Source organism: Bacillus sp. 196mf, assembly GCF_003217275.1.
GTDB lineage: Bacteria > Bacillota > Bacilli > Bacillales > Bacillaceae_G > Bacillus_A > Bacillus_A thuringiensis_S.
This window is the reverse complement of the sequence record NZ_QJTG01000008.1, coordinates 69,133-81,959: the sequence shown is the minus strand read 5'-3', so window position 1 is coordinate 81,959 and position 12,827 is coordinate 69,133. Positions and strand designations below refer to the sequence as shown.

Below are 12,827 nucleotides of genomic sequence, written 5' to 3'. Positions count from 1 at the left end.
TTTTTTATATGGAAATTTGATGGTCAATTTGACAAATTATAAAAAATTACAAGCTCAGTTTTACATTTTTCCAACGATATTTTTGTAAAATTATCTTTCTTTTCCCTCTGTTTGATTGGCTTGGAACTCCATTTTTAACGCAATACTATCCCCTTGGAACACGTTCTGATCTGTGCCGTTGTCTTCAAATACAAACTTTATCCAAAACCAATCCATTTTCCCAGGTTTTAACCCCCCTGTTTCAGTCCACTTAGAATGAAATACTTTTTTGGAGACAATCTCTGAACTTTGTGATTTTAGTTCTGCAAGGGTTGTCTCGTATGCAGGGCTTTTTGCAGGATCCCAATCCCAAAGAAATTGTACTTTAATATGTTTACCGAAATCTTCTGTAGTATTATTTTGTTTTAAGTCGTTTACAGTATAGTCTATTTTCATCATGATATCTTTAATATCTAAGGAACCACTATTTTTTAAATTGAATTTTTTTAATATTTTGTCCCCAGGTTTTAAATTTTCTAAGTTAAGTGAAGTAGTTGGTTGCATAGCTAAATCCAATGTACCTGCAGCAAATGTATTATTTGTCACAACTTGATCGCTAAAATATGCATATGTTCCCCCACCAATTAAAGACATACCAAGAGCGGCTGAAACCACTCCAACACCTAATTTCTTTTTCAATGACATTTTTTGTTCCTCCCATATCATTTTTACAATTTTTCTCCCTAATTAACTAAAACGCTCCCCTTGATACAGGTATAGCATCAATTGTAAGAATTTTGTATTGAAATAAGAATATTACTTATTGAGAAAATTATGTTGTTATTTGTTTTCTATAAATTAAACGTACTCAAAATAGAAAGTTTGAATCCGGAATTTTCTTATTATATAGCGCTGCGGCCTTTTCATGTTTCGAAGCCACGTGTAATAACAATCGATAAGAATCCGGCTTATTCTATAGCAATTGAGTAGTTGAAAAAAGAAAAAGGCATACCTGATAGTAAGCAACTTAGACAACAAAAGTAATTGAATAATATAGTAGATGGACTTGTAACATAAAATACGATTTCGTTAGGAATATATATGTTTTATTCTCTTTTACGTTGTTTTTGCACCAGGACCAAAATACAAAGGGCGCAAGAAGAGCTACGTAACGTTAAGAGGAAATAAAGAAAGCGTAGCTATATAGAAAAAAGCGGTATGGAACAAATGAAACTTGTATCATGTCTATATATTGAAACCATATTAAAAGTGAGGGCAGTTTTATGTTTATTCAAATGAGTTTGAGGTGTAGAAATGGGACAGAAGTTTATTGAAAAATGTAATCATGACGAGCTCGACTATGTTATTAAAGACTATTGGCAAGATGTATGGAATTATTCATTTATTATTACAAAAGATCCACACTTATCAGATGATATCACACAAGATGTCTTTATAAAGGTTTTTAAACATTGGCATTCGTTTCGAAAGGATTCATCTATTAAAACGTGGATATTAAAAATCACAAGAAATACAGCAATAAACTATTTAAAATCCGCTTATTTTAAAAGGATATCTTTAGTGGGATTTTTTAGTGACGACAAGCAGTCTTCTTCGGCAGAACAACAGTTTTTTAAACAAGAGGAACTAAATGAAGTGTGGGATGTTGTATTAAAACTACCTAAAAAACACCGTGAAATACTAATATTAGACGCAAAATATGAATTATCTTATGAAGAAATGGCTGAAACATTAGGTGTGTCAATTGGAACAGTCAAATCTAGATTAAGTAGAGCGAGAAGTAAAGTTTCAAAACTAATAGGGGAGGGTAGAAGTGATGAACAGTAAAAAAAATCCTGACTGGTATAGTAAATTGAAAAAAGGACCAATGGAGCATCGGAAAGATGAAGAAGAATATATTGATAAAATAAAGCAATCGGTATATCAAAATAGTAAAGTAGATTCTGTAACATATAAGAGACCATTTCGAAAAAAAGCATTGCCTGTTGTAGTTGTTTTGGTTTGTACAATGTTATTTTTCATTGTTCAACAACCTTGGCTTGATGATAATAAATCACCGGTACAAAGTAGTACTCAAATTGAGCCGAAAACAAAAGATGAATCTGCTCAAGATGCATCATTGAAACAATTTATGAATGATTTATATCAAAGTACAAATTCAAAAAATGAAAATGATTTGTATAGAGCATTAAATGAGGAAGTTCTATTTAAAGGGAAGAGTTATAAGAAGGATGAATTGAAGTTTAATGAAGATATTTTTCATGAGTTGCAAGTCGCTCTTACAATGGGGGGAGAGTTTGCAAATGATACAAAGCAAATATATAAAGTACCAAGTGGATTGACAGAAAGTGACCAACCAAAGCAGGCGCATTATATATATGCAACTGTTACTGGAAATAAAACGAAGATTTTAGCTGAACCAAAACGAGAAGCACATGTTTTATACGAAGTAACTAATGAAATGGTAAAAGCTTGGATTCCAGAAAAAGTACAGAATGAGGAATATATAAAAATATCGACATTTAACGGTAATACTGGGTATGTACAAAAAGAATATGTTTTAACGGATATTAAATATTCATTTGTGTTCGAAAAGGATCATGAAGGTATGTGGAAAATAATAAATATAGATTCTATATGGTAAAAGAGGAAGGTTCACTTTAATGAACCTTCCTCTTTGTTTTTATTTTCTTATTGAAGTGTATGCCAGAACTCTAAAACTTCTGCTGTAACGAGAGCAGCGATGTTTTTTTCTGAATTACTACCCGGAATAACGACAGAAATTGCGATTTGTGGATTTTCGGTAGGAGCATATGAAATGAAAAGAGAATGATTTATCATTCTTTCTTGCTCATTAGGAGAACCTGTACTACCCGTTTTACCTGCGACATGAAAGGGTAAATTTTTAATCTCCTCTATATTCTGACCCATTCCACCTTGCACGACACTCCAAAATTCCATAGGATAACGATTTGAACTTTCTAAAAGGGGTTTAAACTTTTTGGTTTCTTTACCATCTTGACCAATAATAGCACTTACAATTTGAGGTTTATATTTATCACCTTTACTTGCCAAAGTTGCTGCATATTGAGCGAGTTGAAGGGGGGTATGCACTTCATTTTCTCCCCAAGAGGCATTTAATAAAGCGGAGAGCCCCTTTTCAAACGTATTAGATGGATGGAATTCATATTGTCCGTCTTCTTCAAAGGGTAAATCAATCCCGGTTTTAGAACGTAGGCCGAATTGCATTAAATAATCTGTCCATATATGTGCCACTTTTTCTATATTCCCATTATTTTGGTTGAATAAGGGCAGAGCTACTTTTGCTGTCATAAATGTGTTAGATGAATTAATGATAGCCTGCCTTGGTGTAATCTCACCTGTTGGCGTTCCAGGTGCATTCGAAATGTTATTTTGATTATCATACTGAAAGGTACCCTTATCTAAATAAGTATCTTCAGGTTGAAAAAGCTTTTCGTTTAATCCAATTAAAATAGTAAGAGGTTTTATAGTAGAGGACATATTTACATAAGATTCACCATACTTTAATTTTTGAATTGTTTTATTTTGCGAAAGTGATTTAAAGTTTTCATTTTTAGATGATACATATGTATTTGGATTAAATACTGCCGAGTTGGCCATAGTTAAAATTGCACCAGTTTTTACATCGCTCACTACAGCATAACCACCTTTAGCATCAGGTAATTTCTTAATTTGGGATCTTAATGCTTCCTCTGTTTTTTGCTGCAATTTAGAGTCTAAGGATAGCCGGACATCTTTTCCTTTTTGTACGTTTTGAATGTTCCAGAAGAACTTTTTATTACCAATCTTAAAAATAAGAGTTTTTCCTGGTTTTCCTTTTAAATCATTTTCATATTGCAACTCAATCCCACTTTTTCCAACAAGCATATGCTTTGATTTAAGGTCATTTTCTACATACCCAATTACCTGCGAACCAATTTCGTGTTTAGGATAATATCGAATCCATTCATCATTAATTATTACATTATTGGGTTTGTTTTTGTTTATGAATGCAAGTTCATTCTCAGTTATATCAGAGTATAACGGTATATCATTCATAGTCTGCTTTTTACAAGATTGTTGTAATTGAGATTTTATGTTCTTTGTAGAAATATCATGTTGAAACTCGCTTGAAAATTGATTAAAAAAAGCTAATGTGTTTGATGTGTCTTGTTTCGATAGCTTTTCATTATTAGAAGTGCAATATAGAGACTTAATTTTCTTATTTGTAGCTAGTATTGCACCATTTTGATCAAAAATCTTTCCTCTTTCAGCTGAAGAAGTTGCGATAGTAATTGAAATGAAGTTGATTTTTAATAAAATTAGTAAAATCAAACCTAGAATAGAAAGAACCGCAAAAAATCTCCATCTTTTTGTATGTAACATATAACCCTCCCTTATGTAGCCTATTTCATCTTATATTTAATTATTTTTTTTGTAAATGTGGAACAACTTTATTGTTTAGGTTGTCTATTAAGTATTACAGCATGAAGAAAGGAATAATTAGTATGAAAAGTTACTAACAAGTCTATTTATAAGTTTAATATGAGTCATTATACAGTTTAGCATCTCTAATGTAAGCAACAAAAAAATAGAGAGAAAAACAAGAAAGGCGATTTTTCAATTACTGGGCTGTACCCTATGCCCATCAAGCTAATATTTTCAGGAACCCCAAAACAAAAACTTTATCTCTTGACAGTTATTTATGTAAATTTAGCTCGTATTTTTGAACGGCATGACGATTTTATCTTATTCAGCCTTGTTTAAAATTACTTCCCTAACGAATAAATCCTATATCTTTTGCGAGCCTTTGAAGGTCCAAAGCTCGATTGTTGAATTAGTAATCACTGTACAAAATTATATTCATAAAAACAGAGGTGTAAAATGAACACTATTTTTAATCTAATCGCTAGCTATGCGATTACTACGATTCTACTCACATTCTTGTTACTACTTTTATTTGTTTTTAGTTATTTTGTATTATACAAAAAGATATGTAAAGGAGAAAAAAAACTTACTGTAAAACAAATTATATTGTTTGTTTTAATAACAGGATATTATTCCCTTGCATTATCAGCTACTTCATTTGGTCGTTCAGATGATATGGCCTTTGTAAGAACCATTGATTTTGACGTACTTAGTGTTTATAAAAAAGCATGGAATACATTTTCATTTACTTCCTTTTTCCATATCATTGTGAATATAGGTATGCTTTTTCCTTTAGGAATTTTATTCCCATTATTTAGTAAGGTTTTTCAAAAAACAAAATGGATGTTAATCATCTCAATTATAGCAAGTTTATTGATTGAAATTCTTGAATTCACACTGCAACGAGGAAGTATGGAACTAGCGGATTTACTTCATAATACTTTAGGCATGATGCTAGGATATTCTGTGTTAAACATAGTTCTTATATTTTTGAAAAAAAAATCAAACAGATACCAAAATAATCAAATATTTATACCTTCCCATTACAGTAAGTTTCGTCGCACTAGGAATAATGATTTCGTATCAAATGAAGGAATTTGGAAATATGCCTATTGATCCCATTACAAAAAATGATATGTCTCAAGTTACTATGAAAACATCAATACAGTTAAAAGACGAAGGGAAAAAAATGCCTGTTTACAAATATTATGGTACAAAAAAATCACATATTCGAGATGTTGAAATTCTTTCTCCAAAGGAGGCATTTCAAAAATTGAAACAAGGAGAGTTTGATCCTATAGGATCCTTCAAAGCAGGTGATACATTATTCATTACAAAATATAATATAGATTACTATACTGATACAAAAGGTTTCTCACAGCCTATATATGTTTTTGAAGTTCAGTTAAATGATAGGGATAGTTGGTTTCAACCTATTTCCGCAAAGAAATAACGTAAATTTGGTTTAATTGCCAAGCTATTTAAGAAATAAACAGAGACCTGAATGTATGAAGAAATATTATGAAGGGCATGAGGATTGGTATGAAAATAAGACGGAAGCAGTTAAGCAACGATATGAGTGGTTAGAAGAAACTTGCCGACTTGAAATGAAATCGTTTAAAGAATTGCAATATAAACGAATTACTGGAACGGATGGAGAAAAAAGATTCATTAATGACATTGATGATTATTTTAAACATTATAGTATAGAAACTTATGATATGGATTGGGTAGAAAAAGAATGTGTAAACGTGATGTTCTTCTTCATTTTAGATGAAGCTAAACAGTATCAAAAATATTATCCTCATAATCTTGGGAAATCAAGAGTATCTTGTACAGCTCTCCTTATACCTAATTATAAATGTTTATGTTCAATCTTAGATTTCCTGCTTGGAGGAATAAAATGATCTTGAACAAAGTTTATATAAATAATCCTACAAACCATTGCAATATAAAATACTGCACAAAAGAAGATTAAAATGTATTTAAATGTCTTGTTTATATTGGTACCTTCCTAAAAGGAACTAATTTGGATTTTAATATTGTATGTAAAAAGGAAAGGATAGTTGAACAGGAGAGTATACCTGTTTACATCTATCCTTTTTTACAACAATATGACCACATTTACTACTACAACAAATTTTCATATAGTTATTGAACTATTTTTTGAATAACTAAATTAACCTTTTCGTTAACTTTAATTACGAATAAATGGTCCCCTTCACCTTCAATTGGATCAACTACATCTTCATTAAAAGATTCAGCATGTTGTCTACCATGTCTATTAAACTAACAGTTTTTATTTTCCCTAATTCTTTTCCATACCTAAGGTACCCAAAAGTCCACTGGATTCCCGAGGCTACTATCCACATTTGTGTCTCTAAAAAGACTTTTTGTGCCACTAGACGTAACTGTAGATTCCTGAACAAGAAAAATCATGAAAATACACACAAAGTTAGATTATCATCCATTACATTACTGTTTTGCTTCGTTCGAATAGAAAAACTCGGAAGAACGCCACTTGTTCGATATCTCCTCAATGTGATAAGGTGTCGTTCTGCAGCATCCGCCTATTAAACGTGCACCTGCTTGGTACCATTCTTCAGATTGAATATCCAACGTGTTACATTGTTCATGACCATGCCATGTTTTTGTTTCTGGATTATAAGTTTCACCAGAGTTTGGATAAACAATAATTGGTTTTTTTGTGTTTGCCCGTAACTCTTGGATTGCACCAGTCACAACAGTTACGGGTGCACAATTGATGCCTATCGCTACAATTTGTTCACTTTTCTCAAAAACTCGTGCACACTCCACTAGTTTCATACCTTCACTAATCTCTTTCTCATTTTTTAGCGAAAAGGAAAGCCACGCATATGTTTCTGGAAACTCACGCAATAATGTATCTAATACTCTTGCTTCTTGCAGGCAAGGGATCGTTTCAAATGCCAATAGATCTGCACCTGCTTCGATTAACGCAGACATTCTCGAACGGTGAAAGTCTGCTAATGTTTTATCTGTCACAACATAGTTACCTACATACTCTGAACCATCTGCAAGGTAAGCTCCGTACGGCCCAACTGATGCAACAACCAATGGTTTAGGCCTATTCGTTTGCGTATTTTCCTTCCAAAAATCATCTCTTGCCTTTCTTGCAAGTAACACCGTTTTCTTAATTAATTCCAAAGCTTCCTGTTCTTGTATTCCACGCGCGGAAAACCCACTAATAGTAGCTTGATAGCTTGCTGTTATGGCACAGTCTGCTCCAGCACGAAAATAGTCCGAATGCACCTGATAAATTAGTTCCGGGTTTTCTAGTAACACACGTGCCGACCAAAGGGGATCGTCCAAATTACATCCATGCGCCTCCAATTCAGTAGCTAATGCTCCGTCAAGAAGCATAATGGAATGTTGGGATAAAATAGCATCAATTGGGTTGATTTTGTTCGACATAATCTACACCCCTCTTTTTTAGATTTTTTGTTAGATAATAACTTCCATAGCAAAACAAAATAAACGGTATGCCGCAATATAAGGCAATTCTCTGTGTTGGATCGAATGCAATTCCAATACACGATGCCAGACAAAGGATAAAAGAAGCAATTGGTACTAATGGATATAGTGGTGTGCGATAAATCAAGTCCTTTTCAGAATTTCCTTCTTTCAAAAATTGTCTGCGAAATAGGAACTGGGAAGCGCTAATACTCATCCAAACTATAACTACTGCTAGACCGGAAATGGAAACAAGTACGATATAGACAGTATCTGGTGCCACAATACTTGAGAGCAAAGCCAAAGCTCCACCCATCATACTGAAAATGACGGCGTTGATTGGAACACCTTGCTTCGTCATTTTCCCAAAAATCGGGGATATCGTATTCTTATTAGCAAGCGACCAAAGCATTCTAGAAGAGGCATAAAGGCCTGAGTTTGCCGCAGATAAAATGGCTGTTAAGATAACGAAATTCATTATGTCAGCTGAATATGGCACCCCAATTCGTTCTAGAACTGCAACAAAAGGGCTCTCTAATACCCCTGCATCGGAAATAGGCAATAACGCAGATAAAACAAAAATCGTTCCTACAAAAAAGATGATCAATCTCCACAGAGTAGTTCGAATGGCCTTCGGTATCATTTTTTCTGGGTTCGCTGTTTCTCCAGCTGCAATGCCTATTAATTCTGTTCCCGAAAAAGCAAAATTAACCGCAAGCATGGTCATCATAATGGCCGTAGCACCATGAGGAAATAAACCTCCACTTGTAAAATTAGAAAAGAATGGTGCTGCTTTTGAATGAGTCATTGGAAGAAACCCTAGCATTGCCGCTACTCCTAAAACAATAAAAATCACAATAGCTATAACCTTTATCGATGAAAACCAAAATTCGGATTCGGCGAAAAATTTAACAGTCAGGACATTTAATACAAAGATCAAAATGGCAAAAAGAGCACTCCATACCCAAATATTAACCGATGGAAACCATCGCTTCATAAGTAATCCTGCGGCTGTAAATTCAGACCCTAAAGCAACAGTCCAAGTTAACCAATACAACCAGGCTACTGTATACCCTGTACCAGGTCCAATGTATTTAACTGCATAACTATGAAATGCGCCCGTTTCAGGCATATGTACGGAAAGCTCGCCTAAACATAGCATAACTAGATAAACTACTAGCGCACCAATCAGATAGGATAGAATTGTTCCAAACGGGCCAGCTTGTTGAATAGTGTAACCCGAGCTTAAGAATAAGCCAGTTCCAATCACCCCACCAAGTGATAGCATGACTAAATGACGTGCTTGCATTTTTCTTTGAAATTCTCTCCCATTTTTGTTCTCCATTTCTACTCTCCTTTAGTTACTATCCAGAAAAAACAAAAACGCACTCTAAAAAAGAGGGCGTTACTGACAAATAAAAACGGAAGCTCTCATCTATCAGGATTATCACCCGCTGGAATTAGCACAGTGTCTACTTAAGCAGACCTGTTGCTGAGGTTTCATAAGGCCAGTCCCTCCACCTCTCTGGATAAGAAATATTTTTTTATAACCTTATCAATCCATTTAATAACTGTCAAGATAATTCTGTTTTTTAAAAAAATATCTATTATAGAAATACAAAAAATAGAGTATTACTATAACTGCAACCCACTCCTTCTCGGGTATTATTTAAAAATCGAACATACACAACCTGATTTATTTATGATACGGTTCACAAGCACTGCCTCAAAATTTAATGCACTTCTAAATATCTTCTTACTTCTTTGGCTATGGGGTCACCATACATAACCATCAACTCAGGTGATTTTAATACCCTCAAATATCAAAAAAACGTTATCTTTTCTAAACAAGCTAAATTAGAAAGGATGATGTTTTCTTATGAATCTCTCGATTCAAGATGAATTATTACCATTTGCAGAATAATTACAACGATATGTTACACCTGTATTCTTAGAAGAACTTGCAAGGGAAATAGGATTTATAAGGCGAAGACTTAAGTTTTCTGGATCAGAATTAGCTGCTATTTTCATTTGGATTAGTCAACGGGCGGCAAGTGATTCCTTGGTTCGATTATGAGTGGGCTTCATGCAGCGGCAGGGCTTAGCCCTGAGGGAATTAATAAAACTCCTGTTGAAGTTTCTAATTGACTACAAAGTTGAGTAATAGAGGTAGTAGCGGTTTGTTGATTTAACCATACACACAAATATAAAAAATGATGCCCATGGCACTTGCGTTTTCATTTCATTCCGCCTGCTTCTATAGCTAATTGATTAAGTGTAGTGGGAGACATATATCGATATAACTCTTTAGCAAATAAAGACAACTCTTGTTTTTGATAAATATTTATAAAAAGCACGTCACCTTTTCTCATTAACATAAGTGAATAGTAACGTGCTTTTAACTTCAAGAATAGTCTAAATCCTTAAGTTGATGGATGTGGGGTACCACCACATGCCCATCAAGCTAAAAATGGATTTTCTATGAAATTCCATTTTTTTGTTGTGCCACTATTACCGTTTCTGTTTCGTTATCAGATAAGCTCAAATTTCTTCCTCATCTTAAAGTGGAACAAATTTATTACTTAAATTGTCTATTTAGTACCCTTTTTAAATATGAATATATTTCTTAAAGTGACTTCAATAATTTTAAGTAAATCAAAAGGAGAATTGAAAGGCAGGAGAATATAGCATGTCAGAAAATTATCGTTCTCGAGAGGAGCGACGACAAGTTAAAAAGAACAAACAGCCAGCAGCTAAAAAACAAAAACCAAAAGGCAAGACATCATTTTTTCGTAAGTTTTTAATTAGTTGTTTATTAGTTGGTATTGTAGGGTTAGTCACAGGGGTTGCTACTTTTTTCGTTATGATCAAGGATGCGCCAAAACTCGAGAAAGCAAAACTTGTTAATCCGTTATCCTCAAAAATTTATGATAAAGATGGGAAATTGATATATGAATATGGGAAAGAAAAACGAACGAATATTATGTATGGTCAAATTCCTAAGTTAGTAGAAAATGCGTTTTTAGCGACAGAAGATGCACGTTTTTACGAGCACAGTGGCGTAGATTTTAAAGGTACTGCACGTGCAGTTTTAGTCAGCCTAAAAGGGGATTACGGCTCTCAAGGTGGAAGTACGATTACGCAGCAAGTTATTAAAAATTATTTCTTATCGATGGAAAAAACGTCAAAGAGAAAGGCACAAGAAATATATTTAGCGTATAAGCTAGAACAACAGTATTCAAAACATGAAATTTTAGAAATGTATTTAAATAAAGTTTACTTAGGTAACCGTTCATACGGAATTGCAACAGCAGTACAAAATTACTATGGTAAGGAATTGAGAGATTTAACACTACCAGAAGTTGCAATGCTTGCTGGCTTAATGAAAGCGCCTAATAACTATGATCCAACGAAAGAACAAAATATCAAAAAAGCAACAGAAAGAAGAAATGTTGTACTTCAATTAATGAATCGACATGGTTATATTACAAAAAAGGAAATGGAAGACGCATCAAAAATTCCAGTAACAGAAGGACTTAAGAAAGCAACTGAACAAAAAGAAATGCCATATCCTGCTTTTATGGATGCGGTTGTGAAAGAAGTTGAAAAAGAAATGCCAGATGCAAATATTGGATCTGACGGTTTAGAAATTTATACAACATTAGATCCAAAGGCACAGGATTTTGCGGACAAGCTTTTAAATAGCGGTATTATTAATTATCCAAATGAGAAATTCCAAGGGGCTTTCACATTTATGGATACGAAAACAGGAGAAGTACGTGCAATTGGTAGTGGACGTGGTGAAAATAAAGCTGTTTTTAAAGGACATAATATTGCAATTGAATTAAATCGCTCAGCAGGTTCCACGATGAAACCAATTTTTGATTACGCTCCTGCAATTGAATATTTAAAATGGGCTACTTACCATCAAATTGATGACTCTCCATATAAGTATTCAACAGGACAAGAAGTTAGAAATGCAGATAGAAAGCATTTAGGACCAATTACAATGCGTGATGCATTGAAAACTTCCCGAAATATCCCGGCTATTAAAACTGCAAAAGAAGTAGGAATTAATAAATCAAAAGCTTTCTCTGAAAAGCTAGGTATTACATTTAATGTAGCACCGACCGAATCAACAGCGATTGGTACAAATGAAGCGTCACCAACTGAAATTGCAGGCGCTTATGCGGCATTTGGTAATGATGGTAAGTACACGAAACCACATTTTGTTAAGAAAATCGTTTATCCAGATGGTAAATCAAAAAGCTTTGAGCAAAAGCCAAAACGAGTTATGAAGGATTCTACAGCATATATGATTACTGATATGCTTCGTACTTTTGTTTCATCTGGATTGGGTACAGCAGCTAATATAGGTTCTTTAGATGTAGCCGGTAAAACAGGGACAACAAACTATTCTTTAGAACAAATAGCACAATATAATCTACCAGAAAGTGCTAATCGTGATAGTTGGTTTGCTGGTTATACACCACAATATACGATGGCTGTATGGACCGGATATACAAAGGATAGTAAAGATGATTATATTAGTAGTAAAAATACGAAAATTGCTCAATTGATTTTTAAAGAAATGATGAGTAAGTTTGCTACAGATAAATCGCAATTTAAAATGCCGAACAGTGTGGTTCAAGAAGATAGCGAATTACGTATTAAAGGTGAGAAGCGTGATACTTCTCCAAATGCGAAAATAGCCAATACGACTGAACAGCCAAATGAAAATAAGCAAAAAGAAAAGCAAAAGAAACAAGAAGAATTAAAGAAACCAGAAGATCAAAAGCAAAGTGAGCCAAACAACGGTAGTGGAGAAGGAAATACAAAGCCGCCAAACAACGGTAGTGGAGAAGGAAATACAAAGCCGCCAAACA

8 protein-coding genes, 4 pseudogenes and 1 riboswitch are annotated in these 12,827 nt (G+C 33.7%); of the genes and pseudogenes, 7 read left to right on the top strand and 5 right to left on the bottom strand.

Annotated elements, in window-relative coordinates; all coding sequences use genetic code 11:
• Positions 1-90: 90 nt before the first annotated feature.
• Positions 91-684 (bottom strand): TasA family protein, encoded by a 594-nt coding sequence (locus ATL10_RS13850; protein WP_000053759.1) that lies wholly within the window; start codon positions 682-684, stop codon positions 91-93.
• A 204-nt stretch (positions 685-888) separates the two neighbouring features.
• Between ATL10_RS13850 and ATL10_RS13845 the strand changes: the two are divergent.
• The 3 genes and pseudogenes from ATL10_RS13845 to ATL10_RS13835 all read left to right on the top strand — a co-directional run.
• Positions 889-1,020 (top strand): annotated as a pseudogene (locus ATL10_RS13845) (IS6 family transposase); the annotation flags it as partial.
• A 273-nt stretch (positions 1,021-1,293) separates the two neighbouring features.
• Complete coding sequence (locus ATL10_RS13840; protein WP_000529862.1) at positions 1,294-1,827, top strand: RNA polymerase sigma factor; 534 nt, start codon at positions 1,294-1,296, stop codon at positions 1,825-1,827.
• Entirely contained in the window at positions 1,817-2,644 is an 828-nt protein-coding gene (locus ATL10_RS13835) for an anti-sigma factor (protein ID WP_100910133.1), read from the top strand. Before ATL10_RS13840 ends, ATL10_RS13835 begins: the two co-directional genes overlap by 11 nt.
• A 47-nt stretch (positions 2,645-2,691) precedes the next feature.
• Here the strand turns inward: ATL10_RS13835 and ATL10_RS13830 are convergent, their stop codons facing one another.
• Positions 2,692-4,407, bottom strand: a complete 1,716-nt coding sequence (locus ATL10_RS13830; protein ID WP_110497025.1) for a peptidoglycan D,D-transpeptidase FtsI family protein — start codon at positions 4,405-4,407, stop codon at positions 2,692-2,694.
• 498 nt (positions 4,408-4,905) lie between these two features.
• Here ATL10_RS13830 and ATL10_RS13825 point away from each other — a divergent pair.
• Together ATL10_RS13825 and ATL10_RS13820 are read left to right on the top strand one after the other, a co-directional pair.
• Positions 4,906-5,902, top strand: a pseudogene (locus ATL10_RS13825) (VanZ family protein).
• 55 nt (positions 5,903-5,957) lie between these two features.
• Complete coding sequence (locus tag ATL10_RS13820; protein WP_100910136.1) at positions 5,958-6,356, top strand: hypothetical protein; 399 nt, start codon at positions 5,958-5,960, stop codon at positions 6,354-6,356.
• Positions 6,357-6,924: 568 nt separating this feature from the next.
• On the opposite strand, the gene mmuM is transcribed toward ATL10_RS13820, so the two are convergent.
• Together mmuM and mmuP are read right to left on the bottom strand one after the other, a co-directional pair.
• Entirely contained in the window at positions 6,925-7,902 is a 978-nt protein-coding gene (gene mmuM, locus ATL10_RS13810; protein ID WP_098015682.1) for a homocysteine S-methyltransferase, read from the bottom strand.
• A complete protein-coding gene (gene mmuP, locus ATL10_RS13805; protein WP_110497023.1) occupies positions 7,877-9,286 on the bottom strand; it encodes an S-methylmethionine permease in 1,410 nt (469 codons plus the stop codon). Before mmuP ends, mmuM begins: the two co-directional genes overlap by 26 nt.
• Positions 9,287-9,369: 83 nt before the next feature.
• Positions 9,370-9,477: riboswitch (SAM riboswitch) on the bottom strand.
• A gap of 343 nt (positions 9,478-9,820) precedes the next feature.
• On the opposite strand from mmuP, the pseudogene ATL10_RS13800 reads away from it, so the two are divergent.
• A pseudogene (locus tag ATL10_RS13800) lies at positions 9,821-10,065 on the top strand (IS4 family transposase); the annotation flags it as partial.
• Here the strand turns inward: ATL10_RS13800 and ATL10_RS13795 are convergent.
• A pseudogene (locus tag ATL10_RS13795) lies at positions 10,041-10,289 on the bottom strand (IS4 family transposase); the annotation flags it as partial. The pseudogenes ATL10_RS13800 and ATL10_RS13795 overlap by 25 nt on opposite strands.
• A 341-nt stretch (positions 10,290-10,630) precedes the next feature.
• Here ATL10_RS13795 and ATL10_RS13790 point away from each other — a divergent pair.
• Positions 10,631-12,827 (top strand): transglycosylase domain-containing protein (locus tag ATL10_RS13790; RefSeq protein ID WP_258375774.1); only part of this gene is annotated, 2,197 nt, incomplete at its 3' end.